The organism is Alteromonas sp. MTD1, from assembly GCF_042848195.1.
GTDB lineage: Bacteria > Pseudomonadota > Gammaproteobacteria > Enterobacterales > Alteromonadaceae > Alteromonas.
In genome coordinates this window covers 69,605-87,769 of record NZ_BTGG01000005.1, presented here as the reverse complement: position 1 = coordinate 87,769, position 18,165 = coordinate 69,605, and the positions used below count along the sequence as shown (strand labels likewise).

At 45.1% G+C, this 18,165-nt stretch carries 15 protein-coding genes; 13 read left to right on the top strand and 2 right to left on the bottom strand.

Annotated elements, in window-relative coordinates:
* Positions 1-13: 13 nt before the first annotated feature.
* The 8 genes from ACGHAV_RS08040 (at position 14) to ACGHAV_RS08005 (ending at position 10,360) form a co-directional block, all read left to right on the top strand.
* Positions 14-1,645 carry a CTP synthase gene (locus ACGHAV_RS08040; RefSeq protein ID WP_390378869.1) on the top strand — a complete coding sequence of 544 codons (1,632 nt, stop codon included), beginning with the start codon at positions 14-16 and terminating at the stop codon, positions 1,643-1,645.
* A 59-nt stretch (positions 1,646-1,704) separates the two neighbouring features.
* Positions 1,705-2,997: a phosphopyruvate hydratase gene (eno, locus tag ACGHAV_RS08035; protein WP_390378866.1), complete on the top strand. Its 1,293-nt coding sequence runs from the start codon at positions 1,705-1,707 to the stop codon at positions 2,995-2,997.
* Positions 2,998-3,124: 127 nt separating this feature from the next.
* Positions 3,125-3,862: a hypothetical protein gene (locus tag ACGHAV_RS08030; protein WP_390378863.1), complete on the top strand. Its 738-nt coding sequence runs from the start codon at positions 3,125-3,127 to the stop codon at positions 3,860-3,862.
* A gap of 416 nt (positions 3,863-4,278) precedes the next feature.
* Positions 4,279-5,838, top strand: coding sequence for a 2-isopropylmalate synthase (leuA, locus tag ACGHAV_RS08025; RefSeq protein WP_390378860.1), 1,560 nt, complete (start codon positions 4,279-4,281; stop codon positions 5,836-5,838).
* Positions 5,839-6,936: a 3-isopropylmalate dehydrogenase gene (leuB, locus tag ACGHAV_RS08020; RefSeq protein ID WP_390378858.1), complete on the top strand. Its 1,098-nt coding sequence runs from the start codon at positions 5,839-5,841 to the stop codon at positions 6,934-6,936.
* Positions 6,937-6,945: 9 nt separating this feature from the next.
* Complete coding sequence (gene leuC / locus ACGHAV_RS08015) at positions 6,946-8,346, top strand: 3-isopropylmalate dehydratase large subunit (protein WP_390378855.1); 1,401 nt, start codon at positions 6,946-6,948, stop codon at positions 8,344-8,346.
* A 3-nt stretch (positions 8,347-8,349) separates the two neighbouring features.
* Complete coding sequence (leuD, locus tag ACGHAV_RS08010) at positions 8,350-8,955, top strand: 3-isopropylmalate dehydratase small subunit (RefSeq protein WP_334012600.1); 606 nt, start codon at positions 8,350-8,352, stop codon at positions 8,953-8,955.
* A 202-nt stretch (positions 8,956-9,157) separates the two neighbouring features.
* On the top strand, positions 9,158-10,360 hold the full coding sequence (locus ACGHAV_RS08005) for an HD-GYP domain-containing protein (protein ID WP_390378852.1): 1,203 nt from the start codon (positions 9,158-9,160) through the stop codon (positions 10,358-10,360).
* A gap of 91 nt (positions 10,361-10,451) precedes the next feature.
* On the opposite strand, the gene ACGHAV_RS08000 is transcribed toward ACGHAV_RS08005, so the two are convergent.
* Positions 10,452-11,681 (bottom strand): general secretion pathway protein GspB, encoded by a 1,230-nt coding sequence (locus tag ACGHAV_RS08000; protein WP_390378849.1) that lies wholly within the window; start codon positions 11,679-11,681, stop codon positions 10,452-10,454.
* Positions 11,674-12,585, bottom strand: coding sequence for an AAA family ATPase (locus ACGHAV_RS07995; protein WP_334012597.1), 912 nt, complete (start codon positions 12,583-12,585; stop codon positions 11,674-11,676). The genes ACGHAV_RS08000 and ACGHAV_RS07995 overlap by 8 nt, the downstream gene beginning before the upstream one ends.
* Positions 12,586-12,774: 189 nt before the next feature.
* On the opposite strand from ACGHAV_RS07995, the gene ACGHAV_RS07990 reads away from it, so the two are divergent.
* From ACGHAV_RS07990 to hemW, 5 genes are all read left to right on the top strand, one after another.
* Positions 12,775-13,926 carry a CCA tRNA nucleotidyltransferase gene (locus tag ACGHAV_RS07990; protein ID WP_390378845.1) on the top strand — a complete coding sequence of 384 codons (1,152 nt, stop codon included), beginning with the start codon at positions 12,775-12,777 and terminating at the stop codon, positions 13,924-13,926.
* 222 nt (positions 13,927-14,148) lie between these two features.
* Positions 14,149-14,862: a hypothetical protein gene (locus ACGHAV_RS07985; protein WP_390378842.1), complete on the top strand. Its 714-nt coding sequence runs from the start codon at positions 14,149-14,151 to the stop codon at positions 14,860-14,862.
* A 73-nt stretch (positions 14,863-14,935) separates the two neighbouring features.
* Positions 14,936-16,162: an ATP-dependent RNA helicase SrmB gene (gene srmB, locus ACGHAV_RS07980; RefSeq protein WP_390378839.1), complete on the top strand. Its 1,227-nt coding sequence runs from the start codon at positions 14,936-14,938 to the stop codon at positions 16,160-16,162.
* A 260-nt stretch (positions 16,163-16,422) separates the two neighbouring features.
* On the top strand, positions 16,423-17,025 hold the full coding sequence (gene rdgB / locus ACGHAV_RS07975; RefSeq protein ID WP_390378836.1) for an RdgB/HAM1 family non-canonical purine NTP pyrophosphatase: 603 nt from the start codon (positions 16,423-16,425) through the stop codon (positions 17,023-17,025).
* Positions 17,018-18,157, top strand: coding sequence for a radical SAM family heme chaperone HemW (gene hemW, locus ACGHAV_RS07970; protein ID WP_390378833.1), 1,140 nt, complete (start codon positions 17,018-17,020; stop codon positions 18,155-18,157). Before rdgB ends, hemW begins: the two co-directional genes overlap by 8 nt.
* Positions 18,158-18,165: the final 8 nt, after the last annotated feature.

Sequence of the window (18,165 nt, the reverse complement as noted above, 5' to 3'; positions counted from 1 at the left end):
TTCTAGGTTTCGCATGACAAATTATATTTTCGTCACAGGTGGTGTAGTTTCATCGCTAGGTAAAGGTATTGCTGCAGCGTCGTTGGCCGCAATTCTTGAAGCTCGCGGTCTCACCGTAACCATGTTAAAACTCGACCCTTACATCAACGTCGATCCAGGCACAATGAGCCCTATTCAACATGGTGAAGTATTTGTTACTGATGACGGCGCAGAGACCGATCTTGACTTAGGTCACTACGAGCGTTTTATTCGCACCCGTATGACAAAGCGCAACAACTTCACGACCGGTCGTGTTTATGAAGAAGTGCTAAAGCGTGAGCGTCGTGGTGATTATCTTGGTGCCACTATTCAGGTTATTCCTCACATCACTAATGAAATCAAGCGCCGCGTAATTGAAGGTGCTGAAGGTCACGATGTGGCTATTGTAGAAGTAGGCGGAACCGTTGGTGACATCGAATCACAACCGTTCTTAGAAGCTATTCGTCAACTTGGCACAGAAGTAGGCCGTGAGCGCGCTATGTTCATGCACCTAACGCTTGTACCTTACATGCCTGCATCAGGTGAAGTAAAAACTAAGCCTACACAGCACTCAGTAAAAGAGCTTCGTTCTATTGGTATTCAGCCAGACATCTTAGTATGCCGTTCGGTAGGTGCATTACCCGCCAGTGAACGTTCTAAAATTGCCCTTTTCACCAACGTTGCCGACAAAGCCGTTATTTCACTGAAAGACGTAGACAGCATCTATCGCATTCCGGCGGCACTTAAAGCGCAAGGCATGGATCAGCTTGTGGTTGACCGCTTTGGTCTAGATTGTAAAGAAGCAGATCTGTCTGAGTGGGAACAAGTTCTGTATGCAGAGTCTAACCCAACGGCCGAAGTAAATATCGGTATGGTTGGAAAGTACGTAGAGCTTCCAGATGCATACAAGTCGGTTAACGAAGCGCTTAAACACGCGGGCTTGAAGAACCGCTTAACAGTAAACATTCACTACGTTGACTCGCAAGATGTAGAGAGTAAAGGCACGCAGATTCTAGAAAAGCTAGACGCTATTCTAGTACCGGGCGGCTTCGGCGAGCGCGGTATTGAAGGCAAAATTGCGGCAGCCCGCTATGCACGTGAAAACAAAGTGCCTTACCTTGGTATTTGCTTAGGTATGCAAGTAGCGCTTATTGAATATGCACGTAACGTTGCAGGCATGGAAAACGCGAACAGCACAGAATTTGATGCCGATACCCCTTACCCAGTTGTAGGTCTTATTACCGAATGGCTAGACGCTGCGGGTACTACAGAAACGCGTACAGAGAGCTCTGACCTTGGCGGTACCATGCGCCTAGGTAGCCAGCTATGTCACCTTATCGAAGGTACCAAAGTACATGACATGTACGGTAGCGCAGAAATTTACGAGCGTCACCGCCATCGTTATGAAGTGAACAACAACCTACGCGATCAAATTGAAGCAGCAGGCTTAAAGGTAAGTGGTTTGTCCACTGATAAGCGACTTGTAGAAGTGGTAGAAATCCCTGATCATCCTTGGTTCATTGCGGGTCAATTCCACCCTGAGTTCACTTCAACCCCTCGGGATGGACACCCATTATTTACTGGTTTTGTTGCTGCGGCAGGAAAATACCAGAAAGAAAATCACTAATTTCTAATAAAAGGGGCGCTCTCTCCCGTTGCGCCCCAATCAATTGTTGAGGAAGAAACATGGCGAAAATTAGTCGCATTATTGGGCGCGAGATTTTAGATTCACGCGGTAATCCAACAGTAGAAGCAGATGTATATTTAGAGTCTGGCGTTATGGGCCGTGCTGCAGCACCATCTGGTGCCTCTACTGGTAGCCGCGAAGCACTAGAACTACGCGACGGCGACAAGTCTCGTTACCTAGGTAAAGGTGTTACAAAGGCAGTAGCAGCGGTTAACGACACTATCGCGCCAGCACTTATCGGTAAAGACGCACTAGCGCAAGCTGACATCGACGGCATTATGATTGACCTTGATGGTACAGAGAACAAAGAAACATTGGGTGCAAACGCTATCCTTGCTGTTTCTCTAGCAGTTGCAAAAGCAGCCGCCGCTGAAAAAGGCGTAGCACTTTACGAGCACATTGCAGACCTAAACGGTACATCTGGCCAATACTCTATGCCAGTGCCTATGATGAACATCATCAACGGTGGTGAGCACGCTGACAACAATGTAGACATTCAAGAGTTCATGGTGCAGCCAGTTGGCGCGAAGAGCTTTAAAGAAGCACTACGTATGGGTGCAGAAATCTTCCACGCGCTTAAGAAAGTACTTTCTGCTAAAGGCCTTAACACGGCAGTTGGCGACGAAGGTGGTTTTGCACCTAACCTTAGTTCAAACGCTGAAGCACTAGCGGTTATCGTGGAGGCGGTTGAAAACGCGGGCTACAAAATGAATGAAGACATTACCCTTGCACTAGACTGTGCAGCGTCTGAATTCTACAAAGAAGGCAAATACGTACTATCTGGCGAAGACAAGAGCTTCGATTCAGAAGCGTTCGGTGACTACCTTGCTGACCTTTGTTCACAGTACCCAATTGTGTCAATTGAAGACGGCCTAGACGAAAGCGACTGGGACGGCTGGGCAAGCCTTACTAAGAAAATTGGTGACAAAGTACAGCTTGTTGGTGACGACTTGTTTGTAACTAACACTAAAATTCTTAAGCGCGGTATCGATAACGGCATTGGTAACTCAATCCTTATCAAGTTCAACCAAATCGGTTCACTAACAGAAACGCTTAACGCAATTAAGATGGCAAAAGATGCGGGCTTTACAGCAGTTATCTCTCACCGTTCTGGTGAAACTGAAGACGCAACTATTGCCGACCTTGCAGTAGGCACAGCAGCGGGGCAAATCAAGACGGGTTCACTATGCCGTTCTGACCGTGTTGCTAAGTACAACCAACTTCTTCGTATTGAAGAAGCGCTAGGTGACGCTGCAACTTACAAAGGCCGCAGTGAAATCAAAGGCCAGTAATTCTGCCTTAAAGCAACACAAAGCCGCTACCATTAGCGGCTTTTTTGTGAGCACTTTCTAATCTGAGTAGCATCAAGCAACGAATCTTGCTAGGGTTAATGAAAGACTAATAAGTATTCGACCCCCAATGGCTGTAGGCGACAAACTTTCCCACTCTCAAGTTGGCTTTTTTAATGAAGCAGGCGAACTAGGCTCAAGCCATCCACAGTTCAATGAGATATGTACGGCCTTATATGAGAGAGAAATCATCTCGCTTGCGCACGGTGAAATAAAGAACCTATCATTACTTAAACGACGAATGGGCGGTCTTCCCTACCATGTTAAAGCTATTGCTCGGTATATGGTGAATAATCACCTATCACCTAACCCGACACCACTTGAAGCCGATACTCACAATGGCAGCTGGTATACAAAGCAAGCAGCAAAATGCCCTGGTATTAATCATCTAGATGATACTGAGAAACGAAAGACATGGTACGAGAAACATGCAGAGTATGGCCTTGTTGTTCCTGTTTTGGTTTTAAGCATTGAGGGTTCGCATATTGAACTTGATTCAATTGATATGGTTAATCAAGATAATACACAGCTTCATCTGAACAAGAATGGTTGGTTTTGCAATAGCGGTGAACGAGTTGCCTCTGCTAAAACAGAAAGCGAAAACCAAGAGACCAATAGCCTTTCAGTTGAAAGGAGTATACTTCTACGTCCATCGAAAACCATTATGACAGCAGCCTGCTCTGGTCATGCGTGGAGTTTTAAATCGAAACGTTCACCTCGCGCCTTAACGCTTCGAGAAATGCGCTTGTCTACGCAAATCTACTGGAAAAACTTCACGCTACCACCACAAAAGAATAAAAACCCATAAAAATCAGATAAAAAACCAAAACACAAAATCCTAATGCACGCAATCTTTTAGTATAAATGTCCTAATGAGTAACTCCTCCCCCCTCAAATTTGTATATTTAACTCGACTGATTTGTAAAAACTACAGAAACAAACAAGATTTTAGGATGAACATCCTAAATAATTAAAAAATTTGTTTTATACACGAAAAATATAGTCATTATGAAAATCAATGGTTGACCTGTTGCACTCTCATGGTTACATTGAACCCATAAACTCGGTCAGCAAGAAACTAAAGCTCATGCAAATTCGTTTCATTCTTCTATCTCTACTCCTTATGGCAGCCAGACTGCACGGGTAGATTGCGACCAGCAATTAATCACACAAAAACCCGTGCCAAGCACGGGTTTTTTTTTACCATTTAACTGAGAGAGCGTCATGACAAATCAAGTGAAGATCTTTGATACCACATTACGAGACGGTGAGCAGGCGTTACCTGCCAGTCTAAGTGCCAAAGAGAAACTACAGATTGCGCTGGCGCTTGAACGTTTAGGTGTAGACATTATTGAAGCGGGCTTTCCGGTTTCATCACCTGGCGATTTTCGCTCTGTGCAAATGATTGCTAAAGAGGTAAAAAACTCCGTTGTTTGTGGTTTGTCTCGCGCTTTGCCTGGCGATATAGACGCCTGTGGACAGGCACTTAGCGTTGCCGAGCAATTTAGAATTCACACTTTTATAGCAACATCAGAGATTCACGTTGGCGCTAAGCTTCGCAAGTCTCAAGACGAAATAGTCGAGATGGCGGTAAAAGCCGTTAAGCACGCAAGGCAATATACTGACGATGTAGAGTTTTCGTGTGAGGATGCAGGGCGCACCCATATCGATTATCTATGCCGCATGGTTGAAGCTGCCATAAACGCTGGTGCAACAACGGTAAATATTCCAGATACCGTCGGCTACACTACTCCTACTGAGTTTGGCGGCATTATTCAGCAGTTGTTTAACCGTGTACCTAATATCGACAAAGCGACTATTTCAGTGCACTGCCATAATGACTTAGGGCTAGCCGTTGCAAACTCCTTAGCCGCGGTAGAACAAGGCGCAAGACAAGTAGAATGCACTATTAACGGTATCGGTGAGCGTGCTGGTAATGCATCACTGGAAGAAATTGCCATGATCTTACAAACCCGTAAGAACATGTTGGGGTTTGAAACAAACATCAATTCTACTGAAATTTCACGTACATCGAAGCTAGTCAGCCAGCTTTGTAATATGCCGGTGCAATCTAACAAAGCCATAGTAGGTGCTAATGCATTTAGTCACTCGTCGGGTATTCACCAAGACGGTGTTTTAAAAGCGCAAAACACTTATGAAATTATGACTCCAGAAAGTGTTGGCATAAACAAGAATAATCTTAATCTTACCTCTCGCTCGGGTCGTCATGTCATTAAGCACCGCTTAACCGAACTGGGTTATAAGACCGAAGACTACGACCTAGAGGCAGTCTATGATGCCTTCTTGAAATTAGCGGATAAGAAAGGCCAAGTATACGACTACGACCTTGAAGCCTTGTTGTTCTTCGATAAGCAAAAGCACGACCAAGCGCACTTCCAGCTGCTTTATTTACAAGCCAATTCAGGCCGAGAAATCATTCCTAGCGCCACGGTAAAAATGAAAGTAGGCAGTGAAGAGATCACCCAATCCAGCATTGGTAACGGCCCAGTAGACGCCGCTTACAAAGCCATTATGTCTATACTCGGGCACGAAGATTTAGAGGTTGTAGACTTTAAACTAGATTCAAAAGGAGAAGGTGCTGATGCCCTGGCGCAAGTGAGCGTTATAGCCACTTACAAAGGCCGTCGCTTCCACGGAATAGGCCTTGCTACAGACATAGTAGAGGCAGGCGTTAAAGCCCTTATCTTTGTACTTAATAACACCTATTTAGCTGACAAAATCGATCAGCAAAAAAATCAACAAGAACGCGTTGCAGGAGTATAAATGAGCCAGTATTCAATTGCCGTATTAGCCGGAGACGGTATCGGCCCAGAGGTGATGCAAGAAGCCAATAAAGTTTTAGATGCCGTAGAGAAGAAATTTAACGTCACACTTAATCGTACTGCTTATCCTGTAGGGGGCTACGCCATTGATACTGAGGGCGAAGCATTACCTTCAAAAACGCTTTTGGGCTGTGAGCAAGCCGATGCAATTTTGTTTGGCAGCATTGGCGGTCCTAAGTGGGACACATTGCCTTTAGAACAGCGTCCTGAACGTGCCGCGCTGCTTACTCTTCGTAGCCACTTTGATTTATTCAGTAACCTACGTCCTGCTCGTATTTATCCGGGTCTTGAAAGCTTGTCTCCCCTTCGCGAAGACATTGCTAAATCAGGCGTAGACGTTTTAGTTGTTCGTGAGCTAACCAGCGGTATTTACTTTGGTCAACCTAAGGGCCGAGAAGGTGAAGGCGAAGAAGAATTCGCTTATGACACCATGCGCTACAGCAAACGTGAAATTCGCCGTATTGCCATTGCGGCATTTGAAGCGGCACAAAAGCGTCGCGGTAAAGTTACCTCGGTAGATAAAGCTAACGTACTTGTCACTAGTCGTTTGTGGCGTGAAATTGCTGAAGAAGTAGCAAAAGACTATCCAGATGTTGAACTAGACCACATTTATATTGATAACGCTACGATGCAAATTATGAAGAACCCAGCACAATTTGATGTAATGCTGTGTTCTAACCTGTTTGGCGATATCGTGTCTGATGAATGCGCCATGATGACTGGCTCTATGGGCTTGTTGCCATCGGCAAGTATGAACGAAGACGGTTTTGGTCTTTACGAACCTGCGGGCGGCTCGGCCCCTGATATTGCCGGCCAAGGCACTGCTAACCCTATCGCGCAAATTTTATCTGCCGCCATGATGCTGCGTTTTAGTATGAATTTAAACGACGCGGCAGACGCTATTGAAAAAGCAGTGGTAGCAACGCTAGAAGCTGGTGTACTCACAGGCGAGTTACTTTCTTCTGATAAACGCAGTCAAGCAGCAAGTACGTCGCAAGTTGGCGATGAAATTGTTAAACAATTAATGGCGCAGGAGTAAAACAACCTCATGGCCAAGACCTTATATGACAAAGTGTGGCAAGCCCACATTATTGACCAAATCGGTGAAGACAGCTTAATTTATATCGACCGTCACTTAATTCATGAAGTAACGTCACCTCAGGCATTTGCTGGCCTTAATGAAAAAGGTCGCAAAGTACGACGCCCTGATCGCACAGTTGGCACTATGGATCACAGCATTTCAACCCGTTCGTTAGCTATTGATGCTTGTGGCCCAGCCAATGCGCTTCAGTTGCAAACCTTGGCAAAAAACTGTGAAGACCACGGTATTCAACTTTTCCCGGTTGGGCACCAAAAACAAGGTATTGTGCACGTCATGGGCCCTGAGTTAGGTTTAATTCAACCAGGTATGACAGTAGTGTGTGGTGACTCTCACACTGCAACACACGGGGCATTTGGAGCGCTAGCTTTTGGTATTGGTACTTCCCAAGTAGAGCATGTGCTAGCAACACAAACCTTAAAGCAAAGCCGTGCGAAAAGCATGCTTATCAATGTTAACGGTAAGCTTCCTGTAGGTATTACCGCAAAAGACATCATTCTTGCCATTATTGGAAAGATTGGTCATGCCGGCGCTACTGGTCATGTTATCGAATATGCTGGCGAAGCTATTCGAGGCCTGAGCATGGAAGAGCGCATGACAGTGTGCAACATGAGCATTGAAGCTGGCGCAAAAGCTGGCCTTGTTGCGCCAGACGAAAAAACTTTTGCCTATCTTGAAGGCCGTGAATATGCCCCTAAAGGGCAAGATTGGGAAGACGCTGTCGCTTACTGGAAAACTCTTTATACCGAAGAAGGCGCAACATTCGATACTGTAGTTGAGCTTGAAGCCGCCGATATTGCCCCTCAGGTGACTTGGGGTACAAACCCAGGCCAAGTAATTGGCGTAAATACGCCAGTACCAGCGCCTGAAGATTTTAACGACCCCATTGAAAAAGAAAGTGCAGTAAAAGCGCTTGAATACATGGGCTTGAAGCCCGGTGAAAAGCTAGCCGATGTTGCCGTTAACCATGTATTTATTGGTTCATGTACTAACGGGCGTATTGAAGATATGCGCGCTGCAGCACAAATTGCCAAGCGCGGCAAAGTCGCCGATTCAGTAACAGCTATTGTTGTTCCGGGGTCTGGTAATGTTAAGCGCCAAGCAGAAGCTGAAGGATTAGATAAAATATTTATCGATGCTGGCTTTGAATGGCGTTTGCCGGGCTGCTCAATGTGCCTTGGTATGAATGACGATAAACTAGTGGCAGGCGATAGATGTGCTTCTACCAGTAACCGTAACTTTGAAGGCCGACAAGGTCGCGGTGCACGCACCCATTTAGTAAGCCCAGCCATGGCTGCAGCCGCCGCCATAACCGGGCGATTTGCTGACGTTAGAGATTATCAGGAGTAAGTTATGTCTGAACAAGGTTTTACACAACATACAGGCATTGCTGCGCCACTTGATCAGGCCAATGTCGATACCGACCAAATTATTCCAAAGCAGTTTCTAACCGGTGTTACTCGTGCAGGCTACGGGAAGCATTTGTTTCACGATTGGCGCTATTTAGACTTGGAAGAAAAAGAGCCTAACCCAGCGTTCACATTGAATAAGCCTGAACACAAAGGTGCAAGTATTTTATTAGCTCGCGAAAACTTTGGCTGTGGTTCAAGCCGTGAACACGCGCCATGGGCACTTGCTGATTTTGGATTTAAGACGGTTATTGCCACCAGCTTTGCCGATATATTTTATGGTAACTGCATTAATAACCAGTTAGTGCCAGTGGCACTATCGAGTGAGCAGATGGATGCATTATTTTCAGCAGTAAAGGCGAGCCCTGCAACCGAGATTACCGTAGACCTTCCGGCTCAAACGGTAAGTGCAGGCGAAGTAAGCTTCTCTTTCGACATTGCAGAGCATCACAAAACTAACTTAATTAAAGGGTTAGATGCAATTGGTCAAACATTAGAGTTAACCGACAAAATTGAAGCGTTTGAAAGCAAGCAAGCTGCTTGGCTTTAGCTACTATACAACTGTAGTGTTTACTCTGCCATGAAGTAGACACAAGCAAGTAATAGCGAATGATAAAGGTGTTTTGTATAACACCTTTATTTTTTTAGACTAAAGTGTAGTAATCTGTTCCTCCTTTTCTATGGATTATCGTAGAATTCACGCCTATTGTAAGTATGTCGAATACGGCTTTTAGGGCCTAATGGGAGAAGTAATGTTAGAGCAAGTGCGAATTGATGATTTACAGCCAGGTATGTACGTCAATAAGGTACTTGAGCAAACAGGCTCGCTTAAAATGCGCTCAAAGGGCATTGTTAAAACGCAACGTATTATCGATTCGCTAAAAGCGAAAGGCATTTTGGTGGTTGAAGTAGACAGCGCTAAGTCCAAATTCGAGAATGCAGTTACCAATGCGCCCTCGGCTCCAGTTGAAGAAAGCAAAGCTGAAAGCGCTCCAGAAAAACCAAAACCAATGGGACGCGACGCCATAAACGAAGCCAGCGATTTGTATGAAAATGCAGTAAGTATTCAAAGCAGTTTTATCAAGTCACTAAAAAAAGGGGCTCCAAAAGACTTATCGCCCATGGAGTCGCTGTCGCACAGCTTAATTGAAAGCGTATTTGATAATAAAGACGCGTTAAGCTGTTTAACCATGATAAAAGAGGCAGACCAGTATTTGCTGGAACACTCTATCAACTGCAGTATTTTGGCTGGCATTTTCTGCGAATTCTTGGGCTACGACAGAGACACTATAGAACAAGTGAGTTTAGGTACTCTACTAATGGATATTGGTATGTCATCATTACCAGAGGATGTTCGAGTAAGTACCGACACGTTTTCAAATGATGACTGGGAAGTCATGAAGACCCACGTAGAGATAGGTATTGATTTAATCGAGCAGTGTGGAGATATCTCAGACCTATCACTTCAAATTATCGAGCAACACCATGAAAGAATGGATGGCTCGGGATACCCTAAAGGTTTAATGGGCGACGATATTTCAGAGTTTGCGCGTATTGCCGCTATCGTCGACGCTTTTGACGCAATGACGTCTAATCGAACACACAAAGACAGCATTACCCCAATGCAGGCATTAAAACGCCTTACTGCTACAGAAAACTTAGATCAAGAATTGGTTAAACAGTTTATACAATGCATTGGTGTGCACCCCGTTGGCTCACTAGTACGTTTAAAAAGTGGGAAGCTTGGTATTGTGAGCAAAGCCAACCCGAAAGACCCAGTAAACCCGCAAGTGATGACTTTTTACAGCGTAACATCGCAACATTTTAATGAAGTTAAGCGTATCGATTTAAGCCTGTATGAGGACGAGATAGTATCGGGCGTGCGACCTGAAGAATTTAATTTGAATTTGCCTAAATTCTTTAAAGACGTTTTCATTAATCAAATGCCGCTTTAAACGAGCAATGCGAGGTATAAAAAGGCCCGTCAGAAACGGGCTTTTTTAATTAATGGAAAAGTTAACTTCAAACAAGCAAGTGCTTTTCGGCTTACCAATCGGTTAACGCGGCCATAGTAAACAATTCATCTTCGAAGGAAAGCACCACTCGCTGTGCCTCTATATTGATAATTTGTACTTTGTCGGCAATCCAATCGCCTTCGCCCATCTGACGACCGTTTACTCTCACCCATCTATCAGCTGGGCGCGACGCATACATATGCGCACTAAAATTCATAGAGGGAAGCCGTGTTAGCAGCCTTACTGGAAGCTGATCTACACGCGATATATCATCGCGCACGGTCACGCGAGTTTCATTCTCGGCCGGTGCCGATTCTGCTTTAGCATCTAACGCTTCAACCGCCTTGTTAAAGCGCGCTAATAGCTCTGGTGAAACAGATACATTACCTTGGTCTGAAGACTCGTTGAGTACTCTACCTTCATAGTCGTCACTATTGTTTGAAGTAGTTTGAGTGTTCCCATAACGGTTAGTGGTTTGTGCTGTATTCACACCCCCCGTTTCGTTATAGCCTTGCTGATAGTTGGGTGTAGACGACATGTTTTGCGGCTGTGCATAATTTATTGAACCTGCGTTTCCTGTGCTCTGATTAACAGGAAAGTCGTTCACATTGCTTTGGTTTGATGCGTTTTGGTCTGCCGTGTTTTGAGCAGCAATTTGAGTGCCTTGAGTCTGACCATTTGGCTTTTGAGAAGGCTGCCCTTGAGCACCTGAAGAGGCGTTACCTTCATCGGCAGACGCGCTGGGTGCATTAGTAGGCAAAGCAGTATTAGCATTACCTTGGTTAGGTGAGGTACCTGCACTATCAAGCTCTGCTATATCAGCGTTGCTCGTATTAACCGGCCACCAGTTGTCACGGGTTGCCGCGGTAAAACCCAGTGCTAAGCCACCGGCAATCACAATAGCAAATGTGGCCACTTGTTTACCGTACACTTTCCACGCTGAGGGTAGCCCTTCAACGGTAGGCAAAAACAAGCTTCTATTGAATTGTTCGTTTAATGATTTATCAAATTTTGCGGTAGTGTCGTGCTGGCCGCGCAACAAGGCTTGGGTTTGAGTACGATGCTGTACAGCAGGTGCAATTTCTACCGTTTGTTCTGGGTCTATTTCTAGCTCTTGCACACCCATTTCAGACAAACCTTGCACCATGGCGTCGCTGGTCACTAAACCCGACTTCCTTATTTTTACCGGGCCGTTTTGCTTGGTGACTTGCACAATTACCATGCCCGGTTTTAGGTTTTCAACCGCCACTATGTTAGACATACAAACTCCCTATGCCGTAACCACATACTATTGCCATAACAAACGCCGACACTAAATACCATTTACGGTGGCTTTGCACGCGCTGGCTAACCACATCTGCACCTAATATTTGTTCTGCCGCAGCTAAAAATATGGTTTTCTGCACAACCGCGTGCTGCTTGGTAAAAGACAGTGTAAGTGCTCTATCGCAAAGAAGGTTAATAACACGAGGAATACCACCGGTTATCTGGTGCACGGCGCGTAAAGTAGACTTACTGAATATGCTGATATCGCCTTCAGCCACACTTAAACGGTGAGCAATATACGAACTTACTTCCGGAGCAGTAAGGGGTAACAAGTGATAGCGCGCCGTAATGCGCTGCGCTAACTGACGTAATTCGTTTCGCTTTAACAATTGCTGTAGCTCTGGCTGACCAATAAGTACTACTTTTAGCAGCTTCTCTCGATTAGTTTCTAAGTTGGTTAGAAGGCGCAGCTGTTCTAGCACTTCTGGAAGCAAATGCTGCGCTTCGTCTACCATCAATACCGTATTAATACCGGCTTGGTGGTTTTGTGCAAGCTTGGACAAAATAAGGTCTGTAAAGTACTTTAGGCTGGCTTTTTCTGGGTTGTATTCCAACCCTAATTCATCACATACGGTGGCTAGCAACTCAAGCGCTGACAACGTAGGATTCAAAATCATTGCTACCTGCGTATTGTCGGGCAGCTGCTGCAATAGCTTTCTTGATACCGTGGTTTTACCTGTACCCACCTCTCCGGTGAGCATTACAAAGCCCCCGCTTTCTCGTAATCCAAAGGTTAAATGGGCAAGTGCTTCTTTATGCCTTGGACTCATATATAAATAATCGGGGTTAGGGGCAATCGAAAAAGGATTGTCATTTAACCCGAAGTAATTCAAATACATGGTAGCGAGTGCGCCTTTTATAATTTTTATAACGACGAATAAACTACCAGAGCACACCATCAAGTGAAAGTCCTAAGGTGAACCCTGCGAATTTTATTTGTAACATTGCTATACTGCGACACCAGAAACTGAAAATAAGTTCTTAAATAAGTAATTTGAAACTACTGACTAACTAATCATTGGAACAGCATGCAGGTATATCTCGTTGGTGGCGCAGTTCGTGACGCACTGTTAAATAGAAAAGTAATAGAGCGCGACTATGTGGTGGTCGGCGCGACACCTGAAGAAATGCTTAGCCAAGGCTTTACGCAAGTAGGCAAAGACTTCCCCGTTTTCTTACACCCTAAAACCCAAGAAGAATATGCCCTTGCTCGCATAGAACGCAAATCAGGAAAAGGCTATACGGGTTTTGTATGCGACGCATCGAGTACCGTAACACTTGAAGAAGACTTACTGCGCCGCGACCTAACGGTAAACGCCATAGCGCAAGACAACCTTGGAAACCTTATTGACCCTTATAATGGGAAAAAGGACTTAGAAAACCGCTTGCTCCGTCACGTGTCAAAAGCGTTTAGTGAAGACCCTTTACGCGTATTCCGCGTTGCCCGTTTTGCCGCACGCTATGCGTATTTAGGTTTCACCATTGCAGATGAGACTATGGCACTTATGCAAACCATGGCACAAAGCGGCGAGCTAAAAACACTAAGCGCAGAGCGAGTTTGGCAAGAAACAAAGCGCAGCCTTTTAGAGCAAACACCTGATGTTTTCTTTACAGTGTTAAGCCAAGCACACGGCCTTAACGACTGGTTTGCTGAGCTTGAAAATAATGTTGATACCGCACTAACTACATTGAAAGCAGCGGTGGAACTTGAAAAGGTAGAAGCTGAAAAGTCAGAAGCTGAAAGCAGCGATGCGGAATCCGTTATGCTGATAAAACGGTTTACGGCTCTGCTCTCTCACCTTACCGAGGACGATGCAAAACAACTATGTAGCCGACTAAAAGTGCAAAACCAAGTGAGCGAACTTGTAACGCTTGCCTGCAAGTTTAAAGCGCTCCTTGCAAACACGAACAATTCACCAAGCGATATTCTCGCTTTATTTAATGGTTGTGATGCATGGCGAAGAGAAGAACGATTTGTTCTATTGCTCAGCGCTTTCGCTTCTTATGCGCATACTCAAGGCATAGATTGGCAGCGTCAACGTGATTATATTGAACGCGCATTAGCTGCGGCCAACCAAGTCAATGTGCAAGACATTATCGCCACGGGTGTTAAAGGCCCTGCAATTAAAGAAGCGCTTAACCAAGCAAAGCTAGATGCCATTGCCTCAATCACTGAATAATGGTTGCAGTGCAATACTTCTAACAGCGCTTATCAAAGCGTTTTAAAAGCATATTTTCATTTACACATCTGACGTATCCCGCTAGTATCAACTAAAGATTACAAATGTAATCTTTAGTTGATACTCGTTTGACCGTTTTAACTTGAAAGCATTTTTTCGTGTCTTTTTGAGCAACGGTAATTTCATTTTGAAAAAGTTTGGCATCTGCATGGAGAAGCTTAAGTGACAAGAATAATAATCACATGCTTTGTATTTTTAGTATTTACGTTTTTGGTTAGTGGTTGTGCTAACAATCCAACCGTTCATTTATATGGAAAATATCTTGAGGAGCCAAAGCTACAAGCGCTAACCGGAAAATTAAAGGAACAAGGCTTAAATGTAGAGGCAAACAACTTCGACTTTCCCACAACCGTCAACTCAAATACGCTGCTTTACTCTCTACTGTTACGCTCTCCAGATGTGATAGATAAAACGGCATCCATTGCTGAACTAGAGGGCTTTCCAATTACCAATATGCAAGCACTTACACAGGGTAACCATTGGTACACCAAAGACTCCCTCGCATTATTCCTATTTCCAGATGGCAGAAAGCCGAAGGGCACACTTCTCGCCCAAGACCTTACAAATACCTACAAAGGAAAGAGTTGCGGAGATGGTCAACGTTTAATACTTAACAAAAACGGTACCTATCAGCTTACCCTTAAAACCATAAACAAAGTGATAAGCACAAAGGGTCATTGGAAGTTTCGCCAGTTTCCTTATTTGGAACTTCAAGAACTTAATTCGCCTTACGCCAACTACTATTTCGAAATTTCACAAACTAAAAGCGAAGATAAAGTGAGTAAGCTGAACCTAACGCAATTACAACTACTGAACGCCAACAGTGCCAACCCGTTAGCGTCAGAATGTATGTTCATTCATGGTATACGAATTTAACGGCAGTTTTTCTCTGTGTTTTAGTGCAGCAATGCTACAATACGCCCCATTCATTTAGAGCGTTTTTTATACTATGACTTTCGAAGAACTCGAATTAGACGAAGCACTGTGTCATGCAGTTGCTGATATGGGCTTTGAAGCTCCTACTAGCATTCAAGAGCTAGTCATTCCACATGGCCTAGACGGTCGCGATATTCTGGCCTCGGCACCAACGGGCACAGGTAAAACAGCTGCGTTTTTACTACCGGCATGTCAGTTTTTACTAGACTACCCGCGCAAGCAACCTGGCGCTACGCGTATATTAATTCTAACGCCAACGCGCGAATTGGCGCTACAGGTATACGAACAAGCATTGGCTATTACAAAGCACACGCAAATTGTATGCGGCGTAATTACTGGCGGTATTAACTATGGTACCGACAAAGAAACCTTAAGCAAAAACCTAGATATCCTAGTGGCGACACCGGGCCGACTGCTTGAGCACATTGAAAAAGAAACCGCTGACTGTCGCGACATAGAATGCCTCATCCTTGATGAAGCCGATCGCATGCTGGACATGGGCTTTTCAACGGTGGTAAATCAAATTGCCGCCGAAGCACGCTGGCGTAAGCAAAACTTATTATTCTCAGCAACCCTTGAAGGCGCGGGCGTAAGAAACTTTGCTCATGAGATCCTGAACAATCCAGAAGTGATTGAAGCCAACCCGTCGCGCAGAGAGAAAAACAAAATTCATCAGTGGTATCACCTTGCTGATGACATGAATCACAAGCAAGCGTTGCTGGTAAATATACTTCAGCAAGAAACCACTACTACTGCAGTAGTGTTTGTGAAAACCCGCGACCGCCTTCAAATGCTTAAAGACTTCTTAGCATCGAAAGACATCCCAGTCTGTTGGCTACAAGGCGAAATGCCGCAGGATAAACGCATTGCAGCTCTAGCACGTTTCAAAAGTGGTGAAGTACCAATATTGTTAGCTACCGATGTAGCAGCCCGTGGCATTGATGTACCTAACGTAAGCCACGTAATTAACTTTGATATGCCGCGTAAAGCCGACGTATACGTTCACCGTATTGGCAGAACAGGCCGCGCTGGGGCGAAGGGTACGGCAATATCATTAGTAGAGGCACATGACTTCGAAATGGTAGCCAAAGCTGCGCGTTACATGGGCGAACCACTAAAAGCCCGCGTAATAGAAGAGCTGCGCCCTAAAAACAAAACGCCTAAAATTGGCCCGAAAAAGAAAAAAGTAAAAGCCAAAGATAAAGCAAAGGCAAAAGCTAAACCCAAAAAGCGCAAGTAATTAAGCATAAATTAGGGAGCGATTGCTAGAGGAAGCATGAACTTCGTTTTGGCTCCCTGACTCTTTGCAACATAAAGAAAGCGAACGAGGGCGAGCGACAGACAAGGATGCGGGTGGGATGATGTGAAACAAACCCTCTGCCGCATGGATGCGGCAGCGGAGCGCACACGGACGTGTTTACAGCGTGTTTGTGAAAGCATTATCCCACCCGTAGCCGATGTTCGTCGCTCGGCCTCGCAGCCCCTTCAAAAGAGAGCATTATGAAATTTCCTGAAAAAATTGTTTTAGCAACGGGTAACCAAGGCAAGGTACGCGAGTTTGCGTCACTGTTTGCTGATTACGGTGTAGCTGTCGTTGCTCAAAAAGAGTTAGGGGTATCTGATGTACCTGAAACAGGCACTACGTTTGTTGAAAATGCCATTATTAAAGCGCGTCATGCAGCAAAGGTAACAGGTCTTCCTGCTATAGCTGACGACTCTGGCTTGGTGGTTGATGCCCTAGGCGGTGCACCGGGTATTTACTCTGCTCGCTATGCTGGCGCAGACGCTACCGACGATACTAATATTGATAAGCTCCTTGCAGCGCTTGAAGGCGAAACCCAGCGCAAGGCTCATTTCTTCTGCACACTTGTGTTTATGCGTCATGCCGACGACCCAGTACCGTTGGTAAGCCAAGGTAAGTGGGAAGGTGAAATTCTTACCGCGCGTTCTGGTACCGATGGTTTTGGCTACGACCCAGTTTTCAATGTTCCATCGCACAGTTGTACTGCTGCTGAACTGGAAAAAGCAGAGAAAAACCGCATCAGTCATCGTGGTAAAGCACTGGCAATATTGCTAGATAATATGAGAGCAAACTTTGCGTAATCCACCGCTTAGCCTATACATTCATATACCGTGGTGCGTTCAAAAATGTCCGTACTGCGACTTTAATTCCCATGGGCTGAAGTCGGCGTTACCGGAAAAAGAGTATGTGGCGCACTTGCTAGATGACCTAGCCGAAGACGCCAAGCTAATTGGCGATCGCACTGTTGAAACTATTTTCATTGGTGGCGGCACACCAAGTTTGTTTTCATCGCAGGCCATGGCCGATATTTTACACGGCGTTAAACAGCGCGTTAATTTAAGTGACAGCGCTGAAATAACCATGGAAGCCAATCCTGGCACGGTGGAAGCGGGTAAATTTGCTGGCTTTTATCAAGCAGGTGTTAACCGAATTTCAGTGGGTATCCAAAGCTTTCAGCCCAAACACCTGAATGTTCTTGGTAGAATTCATAACGAAAGTCAGGCTGAAAATGCGGTAAAACAGGCACATAGTGCTGGCTTACCCACGTTCAATTTAGACTTAATGCACGGTTTGCCAGAGCAAAGCGTTGAAAATGCCATGTCTGACCTACAGCAAGGTATTGCGCTTAATCCATATCATTTGTCTTGGTATCAACTTACCATCGAGCCCAATACACCTTTTTATTCCCGTCCACCAGAGCTGCCAGACGATGACATCTTATGGGACATTCAAGAAAAGGGGCATGCGCTTCTAGAAGCGGCTGGCTATCATCAGTACGAAATTTCAGGCTACGCCAAACCCGGGCATCAGTGCCAACACAACTTGAACTATTGGCGCTTTGGCGACTACTTGGGTATTGGCTGTGGCGCGCATGGAAAGGTGACTGACACACAAAATGGCACTATTAACCGATTAGTGAAAGTTAAACACCCGCGTGGCTATATGGAAATAAGCAGGCCGTACCTTGATACAAAAACCTTGGTGCAGGAAGACGATCTTCCTTTTGAATTTTTCATGAACCGCTTTCGCCTTGTAGAACCCTGCCCTATTAGTGATTTCAGCGATTTTACAGGAATTGCGCTATCGACAGAGGTGCAAAAGGCGCTTGTTGATGCAAATCGGCAAGGGTTGCTTTCTATTTCTGATAACCATTGGCAGGTAACGGCAAAGGGCAGACGGTATTTAAATTCGCTTTTATCTTGTTTTGTGTAGCAGCTATA

Excerpts from the sequence above, each read along its gene's own strand:
- ACGHAV_RS08040 (WP_390378869.1), top strand. The coding sequence starts at position 14 with ATGACAAATTATATTTTCGTCACAGGTGGTGTAGTTTCATCGCTAGGT.
- eno (WP_390378866.1), top strand. The coding sequence starts at position 1,705 with ATGGCGAAAATTAGTCGCATTATTGGGCGCGAGATTTTAGATTCACGC.
- ACGHAV_RS08030 (WP_390378863.1), top strand. The coding sequence starts at position 3,125 with ATGGCTGTAGGCGACAAACTTTCCCACTCTCAAGTTGGCTTTTTTAAT.
- leuA (WP_390378860.1), top strand. The coding sequence starts at position 4,279 with ATGACAAATCAAGTGAAGATCTTTGATACCACATTACGAGACGGTGAG.
- leuB (WP_390378858.1), top strand. The coding sequence starts at position 5,839 with ATGAGCCAGTATTCAATTGCCGTATTAGCCGGAGACGGTATCGGCCCA.
- leuC (WP_390378855.1), top strand. The coding sequence starts at position 6,946 with ATGGCCAAGACCTTATATGACAAAGTGTGGCAAGCCCACATTATTGAC.
- leuD (WP_334012600.1), top strand. The coding sequence starts at position 8,350 with ATGTCTGAACAAGGTTTTACACAACATACAGGCATTGCTGCGCCACTT.
- ACGHAV_RS08005 (WP_390378852.1), top strand. The coding sequence starts at position 9,158 with ATGTTAGAGCAAGTGCGAATTGATGATTTACAGCCAGGTATGTACGTC.
- ACGHAV_RS08000 (WP_390378849.1), bottom strand. The coding sequence starts at position 11,681 with ATGTCTAACATAGTGGCGGTTGAAAACCTAAAACCGGGCATGGTAATT.
- ACGHAV_RS07995 (WP_334012597.1), bottom strand. The coding sequence starts at position 12,585 with ATGTATTTGAATTACTTCGGGTTAAATGACAATCCTTTTTCGATTGCC.
- ACGHAV_RS07990 (WP_390378845.1), top strand. The coding sequence starts at position 12,775 with ATGCAGGTATATCTCGTTGGTGGCGCAGTTCGTGACGCACTGTTAAAT.
- srmB (WP_390378839.1), top strand. The coding sequence starts at position 14,936 with ATGACTTTCGAAGAACTCGAATTAGACGAAGCACTGTGTCATGCAGTT.
- rdgB (WP_390378836.1), top strand. The coding sequence starts at position 16,423 with ATGAAATTTCCTGAAAAAATTGTTTTAGCAACGGGTAACCAAGGCAAG.